At 68.7% G+C, this 18,175-nt stretch carries 14 protein-coding genes; 5 read left to right on the forward strand and 9 right to left on the reverse strand.

Translation table 11 applies throughout. The annotated features are described in order from the left end of the window. Window positions 1-3: 3 nt before the first annotated feature. The 9 genes from EV662_RS08800 to EV662_RS19725 form a co-directional block, all read right to left on the reverse strand. Complete coding sequence (locus EV662_RS08800; protein ID WP_207903601.1) at window positions 4-363, reverse strand: hypothetical protein; 360 nt, start codon at window positions 361-363, stop codon at window positions 4-6. Beyond that, window positions 360-1,019, reverse strand: coding sequence for a hypothetical protein (locus EV662_RS08805; RefSeq protein ID WP_132461793.1), 660 nt, complete (start codon window positions 1,017-1,019; stop codon window positions 360-362). The genes EV662_RS08800 and EV662_RS08805 overlap by 4 nt, the downstream gene beginning before the upstream one ends. Next, window positions 1,016-2,791 (reverse strand): eCIS core domain-containing protein, encoded by a 1,776-nt coding sequence (locus EV662_RS08810; protein ID WP_132461794.1) that lies wholly within the window; start codon window positions 2,789-2,791, stop codon window positions 1,016-1,018. The genes EV662_RS08805 and EV662_RS08810 overlap by 4 nt, the downstream gene beginning before the upstream one ends. Continuing rightward, a complete protein-coding gene (locus EV662_RS08815) occupies window positions 2,788-3,045 on the reverse strand; it encodes a hypothetical protein (RefSeq protein WP_132461795.1) in 258 nt (85 codons plus the stop codon). The genes EV662_RS08810 and EV662_RS08815 overlap by 4 nt, the downstream gene beginning before the upstream one ends. Next, window positions 3,042-4,958 carry an ATP-binding protein gene (locus tag EV662_RS08820; RefSeq protein WP_207903602.1) on the reverse strand — a complete coding sequence of 639 codons (1,917 nt, stop codon included), beginning with the start codon at window positions 4,956-4,958 and terminating at the stop codon, window positions 3,042-3,044. Before EV662_RS08820 ends, EV662_RS08815 begins: the two co-directional genes overlap by 4 nt. Further along, the gene (locus EV662_RS08825; protein ID WP_132461796.1) at window positions 4,955-6,289 is read right to left on the reverse strand and encodes a Pvc16 family protein; all 1,335 of its coding nucleotides are present in this window, start codon (window positions 6,287-6,289) and stop codon (window positions 4,955-4,957) included. The genes EV662_RS08820 and EV662_RS08825 overlap by 4 nt, the downstream gene beginning before the upstream one ends. A gap of 742 nt (window positions 6,290-7,031) precedes the next feature. Beyond that, window positions 7,032-7,703, reverse strand: a complete 672-nt coding sequence (locus EV662_RS08830) for a hypothetical protein (protein ID WP_132461797.1) — start codon at window positions 7,701-7,703, stop codon at window positions 7,032-7,034. Window positions 7,704-7,753: 50 nt separating this feature from the next. After that, window positions 7,754-8,275, reverse strand: a complete 522-nt coding sequence (locus EV662_RS08835; RefSeq protein ID WP_132461798.1) for a phage tail protein — start codon at window positions 8,273-8,275, stop codon at window positions 7,754-7,756. A 15-nt stretch (window positions 8,276-8,290) separates the two neighbouring features. Next, complete coding sequence (locus EV662_RS19725; protein WP_132461799.1) at window positions 8,291-10,582, reverse strand: phage tail sheath family protein; 2,292 nt, start codon at window positions 10,580-10,582, stop codon at window positions 8,291-8,293. Between the two features lie 542 nt (window positions 10,583-11,124). Here EV662_RS19725 and EV662_RS08845 point away from each other — a divergent pair. From EV662_RS08845 to EV662_RS08865, 5 genes are all read left to right on the forward strand, one after another. Then, window positions 11,125-11,937 carry a hypothetical protein gene (locus tag EV662_RS08845; protein WP_132461800.1) on the forward strand — a complete coding sequence of 271 codons (813 nt, stop codon included), beginning with the start codon at window positions 11,125-11,127 and terminating at the stop codon, window positions 11,935-11,937. 140 nt (window positions 11,938-12,077) lie between these two features. Next, window positions 12,078-13,982: a trypsin-like serine protease gene (locus EV662_RS08850; protein ID WP_132461801.1), complete on the forward strand. Its 1,905-nt coding sequence runs from the start codon at window positions 12,078-12,080 to the stop codon at window positions 13,980-13,982. A gap of 4 nt (window positions 13,983-13,986) precedes the next feature. Beyond that, window positions 13,987-14,913 (forward strand): S1 family peptidase, encoded by a 927-nt coding sequence (locus EV662_RS08855; protein ID WP_207903603.1) that lies wholly within the window; start codon window positions 13,987-13,989, stop codon window positions 14,911-14,913. Between the two features lie 58 nt (window positions 14,914-14,971). Beyond that, on the forward strand, window positions 14,972-16,726 hold the full coding sequence (locus EV662_RS08860) for a S1 family peptidase (protein WP_165915562.1): 1,755 nt from the start codon (window positions 14,972-14,974) through the stop codon (window positions 16,724-16,726). Beyond that, a complete protein-coding gene (locus tag EV662_RS08865) occupies window positions 16,705-18,162 on the forward strand; it encodes a peptidoglycan-binding domain-containing protein (RefSeq protein ID WP_132461803.1) in 1,458 nt (485 codons plus the stop codon). Before EV662_RS08860 ends, EV662_RS08865 begins: the two co-directional genes overlap by 22 nt. Window positions 18,163-18,175 lie beyond the last annotated feature (13 nt).

The raw sequence follows: 18,175 nt of genomic DNA on the forward strand, positions 1-18,175 counted from the left end.
GGGCTATTCCTCTTCGGGCGCGGGCACGCCGCGGGGCAGGGTGATGCGAACCTCGGCGCCGGTTTCTTCCAGTTCCTCGGGCCAGAGCGCGCCGTTGGCGTCCATCAGCATCCAGAACATCTCCGGGTCGCCGGTTTCGGCCGCGGCGATCTGGTCCAGACGCTCGCCCTGGCGCGTGGTCCGCAGGTGGCGCAGCGCGAATTCCTCGGGCGGCGGTGAGAGGCGGCGTTTGAGGTGGGTCACGGGCTGGCCGTCGGCGCTCTTGACCTGCGCGGTCGGCACGCTGTGATAGCGGCTTTCGGGCGGGAAATCGGTGCGTTCGACCACGCCCGCCTCGAACATGGCCTGGATCGGGTTCTTCATGTCGGCAGCCCCCCAAGTCCCAGTTCACCCAACTGCCCGGCCGCGGCGCGCGCGGCCAGCGCCTCCTTGCCCTGCAGATAGGCCATGAACAGACCCCCGCCGCGGTGCTCGAATCCCAGATCGGCCACGCTGAGCACCCTCAGAGACAGGCTGACCTTGGCGCGGATCGGGTTCAGCGCCGGGTCGAAGAAATCCTCGGTGATCGAGAGATCGGTCAGCCGCACCGGCACCACGCGGCTGCGGCTCCAGACGAAGAGCGCCAGCGGCGTCTCGGCGGGTGTGATCTCGAAACTGCCGCTCTTGCGCTGGGCGCTTTGGCGTTCCAGCTGCGCGACCGTCGGGTGCAGCAAGGATTCCAGGGCGGCGAGCGCGGGAAACAGCCCGGTTTCCACCGCCGACGGGTTGTTGTCGGGAAATTCCAGCTGGTCGGTCGCGTCGAGTTCGGCGTCGAAGGTGATGGTTTCCACCGCCGGACCCGTCAAGCGCAAGGGGTGCGAGCGGTCGCCTTCGGCCTCGACCGCCTGGGCGGTCAGCTTGCGGGTCAGCGTGTCGGCGGCGTATTGCAACGAGACGATGCGGGTTACCGCGCCGCTGCCGGGATCGATCAGCACCAGGCCCGCACGGGTCAGTTTCGGGGATCGGGCAAAGCCTGTCATGAGATGGTCACCGTGACGCGGTCGGAATTGGTGCCGGTGTTGTCGGCCACCTGCACGGTGACCGTGCCGGCGGTGGTGCCGATGGTCAGCGTGGCCCGGGTGGGATCGGCTGCGTTCTGCGCGATCGAGCAGCCAAGCCTGTTGCCGACGAACGTCCAGTTGAGCGAGGTGCCGGTGGGAAGCGTGCCGGGCAGGGCCTCGACGCTGAGCGAGACGGTGCGGGCGGCGGGGGCGGGAGCGGCGGGTGCGCCGGGGGCTGCGGGCGGGGCGGTGGCGCTTTTCGGTATGTTCGCGGGCGAGGCGGTGAGGTTCGTCACCGCGGGTTTGCCGACATAGTCCTGCACCTTTTCGACACCGTTCACGGTGGTGACGAATTCCACGTCCGTGCCCCGCCGGCGCAGGGTGCGGCTGTGTGCCGTCGTGGTGAACCGGGTCCAGCGGCTGCCCGCGGCGGCGCGCTGGTTGAAATAATGGAACTCCTGGGTCAGCGTCAGCGACACGGGCAGGCGGTTGCGGGGTTGCGTGTTGGAATGGCTTAACACGTGGTCACCCACGTTGATGCCGGCCTTGGCGGTACTCACATTGTCGCCTCTGGCCAGCGTCGAACCCGCGGGAACGGGGCCGAACTGGCCCGCGCTGTCCAGCGCCCAGCTGCCCGCCGCGTCGTTGGCCAGCGTGCCCGTAGACAGGGTGAAACTGTCGGCGCCGCTGCCAAAGGGCCAGTTCTGACCGCTGAACACGTGGGACGCCGCATTGGGGCTGGGCGCGGTCGGGAAATGTTCGCCGATGCGAAGGTTCTCGAGCACGGTCTGCGAGCCGTTCGCGCTGGTGAAGGTATGCTGGAAGGCCCAGCCGTAATCGGTGGCGGACGAGTTCAGCGCCGAGGACAGCGCGGTGGCGGAAATCCCGGTCGGCACCGATGCCACGCGGAAGGGATGTTCGAACCAGCCCGCGGAATTCGTTGCCCGCGCGTTCAGCGTGCCGCCGACCTGCGCGGCGTCCAGCGTGATGTCGCCATTGGCCGCGATGGTCGTGCCCGCGGCGACGGCGGCGGTGCCTGCGGTAATCGACCAGGTAACCTGGGTGCCATTGGTCGAGGCAGTCAGGGTCTGGGTGCCCCCGGCGGCGGCAGGGATCGCCTGGTTCTCGTTGAAATTGAACGTGACCTGGGTTGGGCGCACGGGGGCGGCCGGTTGGGCGGCAGGGCCCTGGCGGCGGATCACGCCCGCGCCCTGTTGCAACGTGTGGGTCAACTCGTGCGCCATCAGCCGGCGGCCTTCGCGGCTGGCGGGGTCGTACTGGCCGGCGGCGAAGGCGACGTTGCGGCCCAGCGTGTAGGCCCGCGCACCGATCGCGCCCGCGGCCGAGGCCGCCCGCGCCCCGTCATGCAGCCGCACCGCGGACAGGTCGCGGCCGAAGCGCGGCTCGAAATAGGACCGTTCGGCGTGCGAGAGCGGCCGCCCGCCGTCGGCCACCGCGGCGGCCGCGGCCTCGATGGCGGCGCCCGCGGGCACGGGCCGTCCGGCGGATTTCATTTGCAGTTCTTCCTCGTCTTCCTCTTCCTCCTCGGGCTGGCGCTGGACGAGTGGCGTGACCGGCAACGGGCCGGTCAGCGGCACGGGCCGGTCCGAGACGACCTGATCGGCGATATGGTCGGCCTCCGCCTCGTAACGGTCGCCGGGCTGGCCGAGGGTCAACTTGGGCTGGATCGCAAGCCGCGCGGTGGCGGCGGGCGCGGGGTCGGCGGTGGTACGGGTGGCGGGGCGTGTCATGTTTTGAGCACTCCGCTGGCGACCTGGGCCACGGCACGGCCGATGGCCGCTTCGGGACCGGGATCGCGGGGGCCGGGGCGGGCCTGCCCGGCAGCGTGGGCCATGGCCTTGCTGTCGGGCGTCAGGGGGGCGCCTTGGCCGGTCAGCGCCTCGGTCAGGGCGGCGGCGATGGCGCGCTCCAGTGCCGGGCGCGAGAGTCTGCCGCCCTCGACCGTCAGCGCGTCGACTGTCAGCGTGATCTTTTGCCCGGTCATTCCAGGGCCCTCCGTTCGGCGGCGGTAAAGGGTTTTTCCAGCTTAGCGTATTCCCGTTCGACGGCGGCCAGCACGTGGCCCATGGTGACGGGCCCGCCGGTTTCCGCCGCGAGGTAGCTTGCGTTCAGCGCGATCGAGCGGATCGAGCCGCCCGACAGGTTCAGCCGGCCCAGACGGGACGGATCGAGCCCCGAGACAGGCGTCGCGGCGGGAAAGATGCGCGTCCAGATCGCCATGCGCGCGGCGGCATCGGGGAAGGGGAAGGTGACGACGAAGCGGAGCCGGCGCAGGAATGCCGAATCCAGCGCGCCTTTCTGGTTGGTGGTCAGGATGGCCAGACCGCGATACGCCTCCATCCGCTGCAGCAGATAGCTGACCTCGATATTGGCATAGCGGTCGTGGCTGTCGCGCACCTCGGACCGCTTGCCGAACAGGGCATCGGCCTCGTCGAACAACAGGATCGCGCCGCTGGCTTCGGCGGCGTCGAAGACGCGGGCGAGGTTCTTCTCGGTCTCGCCGATATACTTGCTGACGACCTGGCTGAGGTCGATCCGGTAGAGATCGAGCGCGAGTTCCCCCGCGATCACCTCGGCGGCCAGTGTCTTGCCCGTGCCGGACGCCCCCGCGAACAGCGCCGCGGCGCCCAGGCCGCGCGGGCTTTTCGCGCGCCAGCCCCAGCTTTCGGAAACGCGCCAGGACTGGCGGACATGGGCGGCGAGGTCGGCGAGATGGGCAAGGGTCGCGGCGGGCAGCACGAGGTCGTCCCAGGTGGCGCGGGAGTCGATGCGCTGGGCCAGCCCGTCAAGCCGGCGTCGTCCCTGGATGCGCGCGGCCTGCCACAGGGTGGGGGCCAGTGCGTCGGGCGGGCTGTCGGGGGCAAGCGTGTCGGCGGCCGCGCCGATCGCGCCGCGATCCAGCCCGAACTGCCCGGCCAGCCGGTCGAGCGCGGGGCCAAGGGCCGTCGCGCGAGGTGCGCCCAGCGCCTCGCGCCATAGCGCGCGGCGTTCCGAAATGTCAGGAGCGGCGGTCTCGATCCGCAGGCGCGGTGCGCGGTCGGGCGGGGCCGGGTCCGGCGCGGCGATGGCGGTGGGGCCCTGCATCACGTCGGCCAGTGCGCGGGCGGTCTCCGCCCCGTCTGGACCGGCCTCGATCAGCGCCGCGCCGTCGGTCAGAGCCAGTTCCCGGTCGAGGTAGAGCGCCAGGGCGTGACGTTCGGGTGTGGCGGCGGGAACGTCCGCGGCCGCGATGCGCCAGGGCGTCAGCCCAAGTGCGGCGGCGGCCGCGGTAAACGCGGCGCGGGCGGTGGCCGGGTCCGGTCCTGCCAGCAGCAAGACCGGCAGGGGGCCGGCGGTGTCCCACGCGCGGGCGATTTCGGCCGCGCTCTGCCCGGCGCTGCCGGCTGGCGGGGTGTCGGGCAGCGGGATCGCCCGCATAAGGCCCGAAAGATGGGGGTCGAGGTAGTTCAGCCCCATCAGGAAATGCAAAATGCGTTCGTCGACGCTCAGGCTGCGTCGGAGCATCGGCCCCGGACCTTCCAAAGCAAGCAACCGGTGATGGCGCAGCGCCGCGCCGGGGCAGAGCGCGGTCCAGGCGTCGGGGCCGAGGACCGTGAGGGCAAGCGAGACATCCGTCCGCGGCCCGCCTGTCGCCGCGGCGATGGCACTTGCCAGTCCGGCGTGCAGATCGGGCCCGGCGGCAAGCGCCAGCAGGTCGGCCTCGAGCGGCGACAGCCCGAAGCGCAATGCGAGGGTTTCCAACGCCGATCCCGCGGCGGTTTCGCGTGGCAGCGGGCCGGGGGCCACGGTGGGGGCGGACACGTGCGCGGCCAGCGCCTGGGCGTGGCGGGCGAGGGCTGCGCGCAGTGCCTCGGTCGCGGCCTCGGCATGGGGTGGTATGCGGGGATTGGCGGTCACGGGATGGTCACCGTTTCCAGCACCGGCGGCTCGGCCAGCCGGTCGATCACCGGGCTGTCGATGCCGTCCACGCGCAGACGCACGGGCAGGGCCGCCCCCGATTGCAGCCCGGCGAATTCGGCCTCGACACTACCGGTCGGCGCGGCGGGGCTGTCGATCAAGGCCATTTCGCGGCCCAGGATGATCGCGACCGACTGGCCCTGCCGGATGGGCGGTTCGGATGTCATGGTGATCGTCGTGCCCCCGGCCGAGGCCGCCGCGGACGCTGTGCTGGCGGGGGCCAAGGCCATCGGCAGGGCGTTGGTCAAAAGTTCGCGCCCGTCCTCGCCGATCACGCGCAGCGCGACCGAGTAGGCGCCGATCCGCCAGGCGCCGGGGTCGCGCCCGGTGTCGGCCAGGGGATGGCCCGTGGCCAGCGGTGCGCCGGCGGGCAGGTCCACCACCACGCGGTTCGGTCCCGATGGGGCCAGCGGCGCGAGTTGCAGGAAAAGCCCCGTGTCGGTTTCGGTAAAGTGCACCGTGGCGGTGCCGCGGTCGAGCGCCATCCCGTTCAACGCGACCCGGCCGCCCAGCCGCATCACCGGCTGGCCGTCCAGCGGTTCGATCCCGGTCAGCATCGGTACGCCCGGCATCAGGTCGGGGCGCAGCGCCACACCGGGGTCGCGGCCGGTGTCGGGATCGCGCAGACCGCCGCGGCTGAGCACCGGCAGGGCGGGGCGCGTGGGGATCTCGCGCTCGATCAGCACCAGCGAGACGTCATAGGCGACCGTGGTGCGATAGCTGGTCTGCAGCGCGGTCCAGACCTTGGACATGTCGTCCAGCGACAGCGGCTGCGGGGTAATCTTGATCAGTTCCACCTGGTCGGCCAGCCGCGCCGCCTGTTCCAGCCAGGCCGGTGTTGGGCTGACATCGCCGGCGATCCCCGCGGCAAGCGCGCTGCGGACAAGCGCGCGGGGGATGATCGCGGTTTCGTGGAAGGCCTGCATCGCATAGCCCAGCAGGGTTTCGGCGTTCAGCTGGCCGGGCGAGACCGCGGTCAGCAGGAAATGAAGGTCGAGCGCAAGGCGGGGCCGCTGCGACAACCGACCGGAGGAATCGCGGGTCGGCAGGTCGGCGTTGGTGAGTGCCGCGTTCGGTGTCACCCGGTGCAGGTAAAGGTTCAACTGGTTGCCCTGCGCCTCGCCGGTGTCGGACAGGATGCGGTCGGGGGGCAGGGCGGTGACCGAGAAGTCGTCCCCCAGCGCCTGCGAGGCATCACCTTCGATAAGGGCGTCATGCAGCATGCTTTTCAGCAGCTGCGTGACCGCCGACAGCGCGAGGACGTTGCTCATGCGTTGTCCTCCTTGCCGCGGAGGTAATTTGATAGGGATGGTGTGGCGCGTGGTGGGCGCGGGCGTTCCGGGGCGGGCTGGGGCGCGCGCGGTTCGGCGGTGACGTGCAGCCTGCCGATATGGACGGTGATCTCGGGCGGCGCCGGGGGCGGTGTGGGGGCGCGACGGGGGGGTGATGCCGGGCCTGTGCGCAGCTCGTGCGGGGCCGGGGCGGGGCGCGGCGGTCCGGGGGGCAGCAGGCGGGCGGGTGGCGGGCCGAGGATCGTCTCTACACTGGGGTGCGGGGCGGCCTGAACGGCGGATGCGGCAGGGGCGGGCTTGGCCGGCGCTACGCCATCGTCCGCGGATTTGGCGCTCTGGGACGGGCGGGGCGGACGCCCGGTGGCGGGTGGTGCCGGTGGCTGCAAGGGGGGCGGTTGCATCGGGGTGGGGGTGTGTCCGGCTTCGGCAGGGCGCGCAGGCGTGAAGTCGGGCACATCTTGCCGGGCGCGCCGGGGCGGCGCCTTGGCTGGCCGATGCGGGGGGGGCATGTCCAAGGGTATCGGCGGTGCCGCGGCCTGTGGCGGCATCGGGGAAATGCGGTCGTCGGGCGTTACGGCAGGGCGCGCCGAGGCGGTTTCGGTGACGGTCTCTATGCCGGGCGCTGCGTCGCCGGTTCCGGTTTCGAACCGCGCGGGCAGGCGGGGCCGTAGCCCCCCGGGGGCCTGCCCGGTCGCCCGGGCCACGAGGCGGGCCAGCGCGCTCATGTCGCCTCGCGCGCAAGCGCCAGGTAGACCGCGCGGCGGGCGGGCGAAAGCGCCAGCACCTCGGCCTCACTCCAGCCATAGGCGCGGGCCAGGTCCGCCACCTCGGACAGCAGCCGGAGTGCCGCGGCCTCGACCTCGGCCCAGAGATGGGCGGCAATGTCGAAACTCTCCCGCCACGCGGCCCCACAATCGGGGCAGGCCATCCGGCAGCGCGCCTCGGCCGCCGCGGCCTGCGCCTCGATTTCGGCCTCCAGCACCCCGGCGTCGGTTCCGTCAAGCGGTTCGGCCCCGGGGGCGAGCCGTGCGCGCAAGAAGCCCGGCAGGGCCTCGGGCGCGACGCCCTCGGTCGCGGCGATATCGCGGCTGGTCAGCGGTCTAAGTGCAATCTCGCGCCCCCCTATTGCGACGGTCATGGGCGCGGCGGAGCCGAGCGCATCCGCCAGGGCGGCCGCGTCCAGTGTCACCTCGACACTCGCGCCGCAGCCCGGGCAGGTTGCCACGCAGTCCAGAACGGGGCCGAAAGTGGCGCGGCGCAGGTGCAAGAGACGCCGGTCCCGTTCGACCAGCGCCAGGTCGGCCGCACCTTCTCCCTGGCCGCCCGCCCAGAGCAATGTCAGCGCCCTGTCGAGCGAACCGCGCCGCGCCCCGGCCTCCCATGCCGCAAGCATCGCTTCTGCGCTCAGTCCTCCACCCATCTCTCAAGGCCCTCCCGGGCCCGTCATCCGCCCGCGAAGGAAGGTTCGGTCGGTTCCACCACCTCGCGGTCGCGTATCCAGCCCTCGTTCTCCAGCTTGATCGACTGGATCGCCACGGCGTTGGCATTGGCGTCCAGTTCGGGCAGCGCCTGGAATTCCGACACCCAGCAGCGGAAAACCTTGTAGGCGATCGCCAGTTGGCCGGCCTCGTTGTACATCTCGATGATGATGTCCTTACGGAAATCCTTGAGCGAGACCTCGGCGCCCAGCCCCGCCTCGACGTTCCACACGAGGTTGGCCCAGGCCTCGAAATCGGTGTCGTGGGTGACGCCGCGTTCCAGGGTAATCGCCTCGAACTTGGACCGCCCCGGCGACTTGCGGCTGGTCGACGGATCGCCGCCGACGCGGTGTTCCACCACCTCGGTCGAGCGTTTCAGCGCGCCCACCTTGGACACGCCCGCGACGTAGCGGCCATCCCATTTCACGCGGAACTTGAAGTTCTTGTAGGGGTCGAAGCGGTGGGTGTTGACGGCGAACTCTGCCATTTTCTCGGCCTCCCCTTAGCTCTGGCTCTGGCCGGCCAGCTGCTGGATCTGGATGATGACGAACTCGGCCGGTTTCAGCGGCGCAAAGCCCACGACGATGTTGACGATCCCGAGGTCGATATCGGCCTGGGTCGTGGTCGAACTGTCGCAGCGCACCAGGTAGGCGTCCTGCGGCGTGGCCCCCTGGAACGCGCCCTGGCGGAACAGCTGGTTCATGAAGGTGCCCACCGACAGCCGGATCTGCGCCCAGAGCGGTTCGTCGTTCGGTTCGAACACCACGAATTGCGTGCCTCGGTAAAGGCTTTCCTCGATGAACAGCGCCAGCCGACGGATGGGAACGTATTTCCATTCACTGGCCAGCGCGTCGGCGCCCACCATGGTGCGGGCACCCCAGCTGACCGAGCCGAAGACCGGGAAAGTGCGCAAACAGTTCAGACCCAAGGGGTTCAACACGCCGTTTTCCTGGTCGGAAAGCGCGTAATCCAGCGCGCTCACGCCCCTCAGCCGCGCCTCGATGCCCGCGGGCGCCTTCCAGACGCCGCGCTGGGCGTCGGTGCGCGACCACAGCCCCGCCATCAGCCCGGAATTGGCGAAGGCGCGCGGCCGGCCGCCCTGCAGCGGGTCGGGCATCGAGACGCGGGGGAAATAGACGACGGCATTACGGTGCCTGAGCCCCGCATTGGCCGGATCCTCGATCCAGGCACGGGCGCCGTCGAAATCGGTGACCGATGCATCGATGTCGATCAACAGCATCGCGCGTCGGTCCTCGGCATAGGTGATTGCGTTGGCCAGCACGCCTGCATCGTTCACCTCGGGCAGGTTGATGATGTTGAGGTCGCGAACGTCTTCCAGCGCGTAAAGGCCGGATTTCTGCGCAAGTGAGCCCTGGATCTCGGTTTCGGTCGGCACGCTGCCATCATCACCGCCAATCGCACCTTCCTGGAAAGCAACCGTGGGCCCGGTGCCCATGCGGTAGCCGGCCACGTTTTCCAGCGCGCCCGAGGCGGAATCGACGGTCAGCGTCGTCGCGCCCGCCCCCGAGAGCACCAGCCGCAAAGACGCGTCGGCGCCGCCCGCGCGCAGCACCAGCGTATTGTCGACGGCGAAGACCCGCGCCCCCGACAGCGCCTCGTGGGTGGCGCCGCGCAGGGATTGTTCGATCAGTGTGCGCGCCTCGGCCAGCGTGGTGGGGGCGGCGACCGCGGGTGCGGCGGTCCGGTTCAGGGTCACGGTGTGGGTGGCAATCGTCGTGTCCGTGGAGTCGACCAACGATACCGTCATCTGCTCGGGATCGGCGAAGGCAAGCGCCGAGAAATCGGGGATGCGCACCCCTTGCGTGCCGCTGACCGCGGGCCGTGTGGGCGATGAACCGTGAATTTCGCGCCCGCCATTGGCCTGCCCCAGCTTCAGCGCTGCCGTGGCCGAGCGGATCGAGGCGCGGCGGAACCGGACCGACGATTGCCGCGTGCTGGTGCCCGAGGTGGCCACCAGCCGGTCGCCGTCGATGCTGGCCGAGAAGCCGGAGAAGCCCGTATTCGCGGGTTCCAGCGTCGGCACGATGGTGTTCAGCGCGTCGCGGAGCGCGGTCAGCGTGGCCAGCCCGCCGCCCGCGGCGAAAAGATCGAATTCATAGAACGGGCCGCCGTCGATGGAAATCGCCAGCCGTCTTGTATCGTCGCCCAGCGCGGCCACGTCGGGGTCGGTCAGCGCGCCAGACCGGGAAAACCCGGCGATGGCCCCGATCGCGCTTTCGTCGCGCAGGGTGATGAGCTTGGAGTCGGCATCGACCACCGTGGGCGCGTAGGTCGCGGCGTTCGGGTCCATCGACAGGTTGCGATGCGCCTCGGTGCGGGCGGGCACCATGCGGCCGCCGCGTTCGACGAACTCGGTCACGGTAAGGTTGAAGGTCTCGTTCGGGTTGGCGGTGTCGTAATCGACGGTCAGCACCAGTGCATTTGCCCAGGTGCCTTCGCTGGCGGCGATGGCCGTCAGTGTCAGGTTACCCGCCGCGGTCTGCATGCCGACTTTGGCTGCCACGGCGCCTGCGGCCACCCGCACCACCCAGGCGCTTGCCCCGCCGTTCAGGAAGAAGTGGTTGACCGCGTAGGACAGCGGGCTGTCGAGATGCAGCCCGCCGAACGTGCGCTCGAAATCGGCATAGCTGAACAGCTGGACGGGATCGTTGACCGCGCCGCGCGCGGTGTAACCGATGAAGGCCGCGACCGAGGTGGGCACACCTGCGATCGCGCGCGAGCCGGAAGGGACTTCCTGGATGTAAACGCCGGGATAGGACACTGCGACAGCCATTGGATGCTCCTTGCATCAACGACGCGTCGAAAGTCCGAAATCCCGAAAAAGGCACAGGCCCCGAAAACTGCCCGTGCGGGTCGATACCTAAACGACTGCTACTCTATGACGAAACCACTCTCCCCCAAGGATACCGGGGCTTTGCCGCCCCCTTGTGCGTCACTCCTCCCGCACGCGGTGGCGATATCGCCGGCACACTCTCCAGACACGTCTCGTTTCATGTCTTACGTACCAAGCGTCCGGGATGCCCGGATTCGAGTCAAGGGGATTGCCGTAGCGTGCCGTTCAACCCATGGCAGACCCAGTCCGCGTTGGGCCAGCGGCTGCCCCATGGCGAGCAAATCCCTGTGCTGTCGGCCAAAATCCGCCGAGGTGGCGGGCGTGACAGGATTGCGGTTCAGCGCTGGACAAGAAGCGAGGGACACCGCGCCAAGCCCGGTATAGGCGCCCGCGCGGGCCGGCAAAACGCGGGCGACCGGGTGGGGGCGATATGCTAGGGTCGGCCCGGTCCGTGTCGCCGGGGAACGGAGGAGGAGCACCGCATGAACTGGAAAGCCATCGCCGCGTTGGGGGCTGTCGCCGCGCTGGGCGTGGGGGGGTACCTTCTTCTTGGTGCCGACAGCGGACCCAAATCCGCAACGATCGGCGAAATCCTCCGCCAGAATGGCTTTACCGAGTTCAAGCCGCCGACCCAGCACGCGCTGCCCGGCACCCTGGTGCTGGTGACGGGCACCGATCCGATGGCGCTGGGCATCGTTTGCCGCCCCGAACAGGCGCTGGGGCTTGGCCTGGAGGACATACCGGTGTCGCCCTCTGTCTCGACCGAGCTTTCGGCGGCGTTGAACCGGACGCTGGAGCTTGACGCGGGGCTGATGAGCCAACTCAAGGCGGGCGGCAAGCTGGAGGGGCTGGAGGACATCAAGATCACCCTGACCAACGTGCGTGTCCTGGAGCTTTCCGATGACGACGTGATCCGCAGGCTGCGCAATCGCGACACCGCCTGCGCCGAGGCCGTGCGGGTGCGGCTTGGTGCGGACCAGCCCGTGACGATGATCAAGGCCGCGCTGATGGCTGATGTCACCTATACCGCGACCGGCCGAACCTCGGCAAATGGCGAGGTGACGCTGGACCTGCGCGAGGCGCTTGCCGCGTCGCTGACGTCGCGCGTGACGGGCAGCGACGGGGGCACGGTCACGCTGGTGGGCGAAAACCTGATCTGGGGCATTCGGGATGACCAGGTGCTTGCGATGCTGGGCACGACGCTGCCTGCGACCGGCACAGAGGCGGGCGGTTTGCCCGAAATGCGCCTTCTGCCGATCGAGAGCGCCGTTGAGATGCTGGAGACCTCACAGTAACGGCTGCGAGTGTGTCCAGGAATGGCGAGATTGCACCGAGGTTGACAAGACGCCCCATGCAGCGCGACAGTTAACGCGAGGTTTTTTTTAGCGATTGCGCCCTTTTGCCGGGACTCCACAACCCTTTTCGGGAGACCGCAGTGACGCATTCTTCATCGTTTCGAACGAAGGCCCTTGCCCTAGCTTTAATACTTTCGGCCGCTGTCGCACCCGCCGTTAGCCGTGCCCAACTTGTCACGGTCGAGGATATCAAGCGCATCTCGCCCAATGCCCAGGATGCCTATGCAGAGGCGATGGCCGCTGCCGCCGAGGAATTTGAATCCGCCGGGATCACCAGCGCGCTGAGGATGGCCCATTTCGTGGCGCAGGTGATGACCGAGACCGGCGGGCTGAAACGGCTCGACGAGAACATGAACTATTCCTACGAGACGCTGCTGCGCGTGTTCAGCCGCCGCACGATCTCTGAACCCAAGGCGCGCGAGATCGCCCGCAAGCCGCGCGAGATCGCGAACTGGGTCTACGGGGCGCGGCTGGGCAACCGGGGGCGCGAGACCGAGGATGGCTGGAATTACCGCGGCTCGGGATTCATCCAGCTGACGGGTCGGGCCAATTTCCGCGCCCGGGGTACCGAGATCGGCCTGCCGCTGGAGGACGACCCGGAACTGGCCCGCCAGGCCCGCGAGGGGCTGAGCGCCGCTATCGCCTATTGGACCGCGCGCGACATCAACGCGGCGGCCGACGATCATGACCGGCTGCGCGTGCGCAAGCTGGTGAACGGGCCGCGCGCGCATGGCTACGAACAGTCCAAGGTCTGGTTCAATCGCGCCTGGACCCGGGTGTTCCAGGGCAAGGAGGCGCTGGGATTCGAGGGGGCGGTGGTCCTGGCCGAGGCGATGACCGAGGCCGCAGACGAAACCGGTCTGTTCGAGGATATCCTGGAGCGGTCAGGCGTGCTGCCCAAGGATTTGCCGGCCACCGAGGCTGGCCAGGCCACGCGAACCGAGGCGCTGAAAGCCTATCAGCGCGAGCTGGGCCTGCCAGAGACCGGTGTGCTGGACGAGGCGACGCAGGACGCGCTTCTGGACCCGCGCGAATGGCGCCATCTCGACGACGAGGAAGAGCCCCAGCCGTTGCTGTCGGACCCGGAGGCCTCGGTTTCCTTCGACCTGAACGGCAGCGGGACCGGAACGGAATCGGGCGCGGTGTTGCTGATGCCGTCGGAAGGAACGGGCGACACGGTGGACGAGGCCGCGATGTCGCGCGAGATCATGGATGCGCTGTCGGGCGCCTCGGCGATGTATTCCGAATACGAGATGGGCGGGCGCTCGGTCACCCCAGAATCCTGGGTGCCGTTCTCGGTGATCGGCGAGGACGACCGGGTGGCGGTCAACGACACTACCACCTTCCCCGAACGCGCCATCGTTCAAATCCTGTTCGACAACGGCTTCGGCAGCACGAGCCTGTGTTCGGGAACGATGGTTTCGGCCGACACGGTGCTGACGGCGGCCCATTGCATCCACAGCGGTACGCTTTCGGGGCGGACCTATTCCGGCTACCGGGTGTTGCCCGGCCGGAACCGCGCGGTGACGCCCTTTGGCGAATGCGGCGTCCGGCGGGCCTATGTGCTGAACGGCTGGACCGCGTCGGTCAGCGCAGAGGACGCGCGTTATTACGATCTGGGCGCGCTCAAGCTCGATTGCCAGGTGGGCGAGGCGACCGGTTGGGTCGGTGTGCGCATGCTGGACATCTCGGAGGTGGGCGAACCCACGGTCGTGCAGGGCTATGCCGCGGACAAGGCGCCGCCGGGGCGCCAGTGGGTCAGTTCGGACGCGTTGCGGATTCTGTGGGATCTCAAGGGGTTCTACCAGAACGATACCTATGGCGGCACCAGCGGGTCGCCGGTTTTTCTGGGTGGCGATCGCGCGACCGTCGTGGGGGTTCACACCAACGGGTTGCATGGCGAGGAACCGTGGGCCAGCAACAACGCCTTTACCCGGATCACGCCCGAGCGGATGCAGCGCATCGCCCAGTGGATCGCGGAGTGATGCCATGCGACAGGTGATTTCCGGACGACTTTCGGCGGTGGGGCTTTGCGCTGCGGGGCTGCTTGGGCTGGCCGCGATGCCGGTGCAGGCGGCGGTAGAAAAAACCATCGTCTACGTTGAATGCACCACGCCGGAGAACAAGGCTTCGCGGGGCAGCGGCGTCATCGTCAGCGCGCAGGGTCACGTGCTGACCGCCCGGCATGTCGCGCCGTTCGGTTCGACCTGCAGCGGTTCGATCGGGGTTGCGGATCCCCGCAATGCCCAGCGGCTGGTGCTGCAACCGGCTACTGCGCCGGTCGACGCCGCCCTGCTGCGCTTTGCGCGCCAGGACGACTACGACTTCATGGGGTATTGTGGCCTGGAAGACTGGATGGTGCGCAAGCGGATCGTCGTCGCCGGTTTCCCCGGCGAGACCGAGACCGGCGTCCCGTCCTACCGCGAGGGCATCCTGTCCACGGTATTGGCGAACCCGAGCGGGGTTCTGGAGACCGACGGGCAAAGCGTGGCCGGGATGAGCGGCGGCCCGGTCTTTTCGCGCAACCTTTTCGGCCTGGTGGGCATCGTCAGCGGGGCCGAGTTCGATATCTCGGGCGAGCCCAACTATTACGGGATCATCCCGGCCGCCTCGATCGCGCGGGTCTTCGGGCTGACCGAGGCGGAACGGCCGTGCTACCGTGAACACCGGGAATTCGATCTCCGCGATCCCGAGACCGGGGCTTGGGCCGCCATCTGGGAGGCCGGGGACGCCGACAACCATCTGGGAGTTTTCGAGGATGAAGGCTTTTGCTTCGTTCAGGAAATCTGGGGGGCCTGGAACCATCCAGAAGACTACGTTGCCGTGACGCTGCAAGAGGGCGAGTACGTGATGGAGGGCAAGAACTTTTCCGGAGAGACCCATGGTGCATCTGCCCGCTGTATCGCGTACGAGTGAACGTATCACGGGCCGGTCGCGCAGGGGGCCTGAACGCGATGTCACGGTGGAGGGCCGCATGGGGCAATGGCGTGATCCGAAACGAAGCGGCGTGCACGCGGGACGGCCGCGGATCGCGACGCTGGCGCTGTTTGCGGCATTGATGTCGGCGGCCCCCGGTCTGGCCGACGAGGTGGCCGACACGGTGATCTACATCGAATGCACCGACCGGGACGGCAAGCTTCGCGTGGGCTCGGGCGTGCTCGTCAGTGAAAAGGGGCATGTTCTGACCGCCGAGCATGTCGCCCCGCCCGGCAGCAACTGCGTCGGCGCCCAGGGGGTTGCGGACTCTCGGAATGCCGAACCGCTGATCCGCGCGCCCGAACGTGTGCCGGGCAGTTTCGACGTGGCGCTGCTGCAGTTCGCGCGGACGGCGACCCGCCCGTTCCTGAAGTTCTGCCCGCTTGATGACGGGATGATCCGCAAGCGCATCTTCGCCGCCGGGTTTCCCAACGGCACCGAGAGTTTCAACCCCTCGTTCCGCTCGGGCATCATGTCGACCACGCGCATGACCAGCGACGGGATCATCGAAACCGACAGCCTGTTGACCCAGGGCATGAGTGGTGGCCCGATCCTGGCCGATGACGAGAAAACCCTGATCGGCATCGTCTCGGGGGCCAAGTTCGATGATCTGGGCGAACCCGCGTATTACGGGATCACGCCGATCGCGCGGATCACCTCGGACACGTTCCGGCTGAGCGAGAACCCTGACGGTTGCTATCCCGACCGGCCGACCACGATCGAGTTGAAGACCGAGATCGACGCGTTGGCCGGGCAGATCGCGACGGCGCGGGACGAGATCGGCGGGCGGCTTGACGCGCTGGAGGCGCGCACCAAGGAGGTCGAGAAGAACACTGGGTTTTTGTCGGCGGACCTGCTCAAGCTGCGCAGCGCGTTCGCCAGCACCAAGACGATGGCCGACAAGACCTTTGAAAGCCTTGCCGGCAAGATCGAGAACATTGCCCAGCGCCAGGCCCAGGAGAATTTCGAACAGGTCGTGGCCGAAGCGCTGGAAGGCCGGCCGATCCGCAAGACACTGGACGAGATCTACGAGGACCTCGCCGAGCCGATCTGGCGGTTCTCTGGTCGGGTCGAGGGGGGCTGGGTGACGATGACGCTGGCCTACGAGCGCCAGATCTCGGCCCCCGTTTTCAGCCAGTCGCTGCGCTTCTGCCTGACGCCGCTGTTCCTGCCGGCCGAGGGGGGCGACGTGACCGTATCCGAAACGCCGACGGTCAAGGGCTTTTACACGTTCCTCGACGAACGGTTCCGGACCACGCCGGCGATCGTGCGGACCTGCCAGGCGATCGACCATTCCGCGGTCGCGGGTCGGGGTGTCGATGGGCCGGTCGGGCGGCCGGGTGGCGCGGAAGGCGCGCCGGTGATGGCCCTGAGCGGCCAGTACCAGTATCCCTATGCCGACAATTTCGTGCAGCAGCATTTCTTCTTTGCAGAGGCGCGGCGCGAGGCCGGCCAACTGGAACCCTGGAACGGCTGGTATTACCTGCAGGTTGTCAAGGAGACCGTCACCCCCGGCAATGGCGGCGAGACCACGCCCGAGATCGTGCTGCGGGCGATCATCGATGCCACCATCGACGAGAGCGAAGGCTATGAAAGCCCGGTGATCCTGCCCTGCAAGGTCTACAGCGCCGGCATCGGGCGCCAGGGCGGCGACATGCTGGCCCTCGACCCGGCGCGGCAAATGAGCGACCTTCTGAGTTCCGAGACGCCGAGGCTGGAGCAGAACGAGACATGCTATTCCGATCCGTCATAGCCGCCGGTGCCCTGGCCGCGACTGTTTGCGTGTCGCCGGCCACGGCCGAGCAGGCGCAACGGCCCGTCCGCGCCGAGGCCGACGCGGTCTTTTCGTTGCGCAACGTGGAAAGCATCGCGTTCGACGAGGCCCATGACGGGTTGTTCGCGATCGCCGACGGGCGGCTGATGCACTGGTCGTTGTTCCCCCTGGAACTGAAGGCGAGCCTTGCCCTGGATACATTGGCCTCGGATCTTGCGATCAGCCCGGCGGGCAACCTGTTCGTCGCTGGCCAGCGGTGGAACCAGCAAAGCCTGCTTTTGCTGGGCGGCAGCATCCTGGCCTTTCCGGTCGATCCCGAGACCGGCATCGAGGACTGGTTCCGCCTCTACCAGGTCGCCGATAACGCGACGGGCTACAGCCAGTTCTCGTCGGTCGCTTTCGATGGCGCGGGGCACGCCTATTTCGGCAGTCCGGTGGCGTTTTCGATCCTGGTGGTGCCCGATGACCTGACGTCGGCCGCGCCGGGCACCAGGCGGGGCACGGTCGATCTGCGTTGCGGGGCCTCGGCACAGCTTTCGGTGCTGGAGGCGGGCGGGCAGGTGTTCTATTTCTCGTCGACGATCGAGGGGGCGGCGCTGGAATTCGGTGTACTCGACGGCTCCGATGCCAGGAAGGGCGGGGCCGAGTGTTTCCGGGTGGCGAATATCTATGCCCAGAATGCCGCGCCTGCCACGTTCTACTCGATCCGCCACGCGGTGATCACGCGGCCCGCGCCCGAGGAGGGGGGCGAACCCTGGCAGGCGGTGCTTGCGCTCGACCCGAACAACGGGCGGCTGTACCTGTTCGAGATCGAGATCGTGGACGGGCAAATCCTCATTTCCCGCAAGCGCTCGGCCGAGATCGACCTGGCGGCGCTGGAACCGGCAGCGCGGGCGGCGGGAACCGGAACCTACGGTCTGATCGCGGCAAGCGGCGACGGCTCCGAGATCTATGTCTCGGGCAGTTCGATGCGCCGTGTCCTGCGCTTTTCGGTGACCGAGGCCGAGGGGCTGGTGTCGCGCGGCGCGTTCGAACTGGAGGCCCCGGTCCAGGGCATGGAGATCGGCGCCGAGGGCCGTTATGCCGCGGTGGTGACCGGCGAGAACCGGTTCGGGGCCGATCGCGTGCTGACCATCCTGCGCGACCCGGGTGCGGTGCCCGTCGGCGCGCCGCTGCCCGCGTCTTTCGAGTCGATCCGACTGATACAGGACCTACTGAATGCCTCGGGTTTCAATGCGGGTCGGGTCGACGGCATCTACGGCCCGCGCACGATCGAGGCGGTCAAGGCCTATCTCGACTCGCGGAAGGCGGCGCCCGACCTGGGCGAGGCGCGCGGCGGGATCGGGGCCGGCAGCGGCGAGGATATCCTGCGCGCGGTGATCGAGGGGGTGTTCCCGCGGAAGGCCGCGGACTGACCGTGGCGACGTC

The sequence above is a fragment of the Rhodovulum marinum genome (assembly GCF_004343075.1).
GTDB classification, from domain to species: Bacteria; Pseudomonadota; Alphaproteobacteria; order Rhodobacterales; family Rhodobacteraceae; genus Rhodovulum; species Rhodovulum marinum.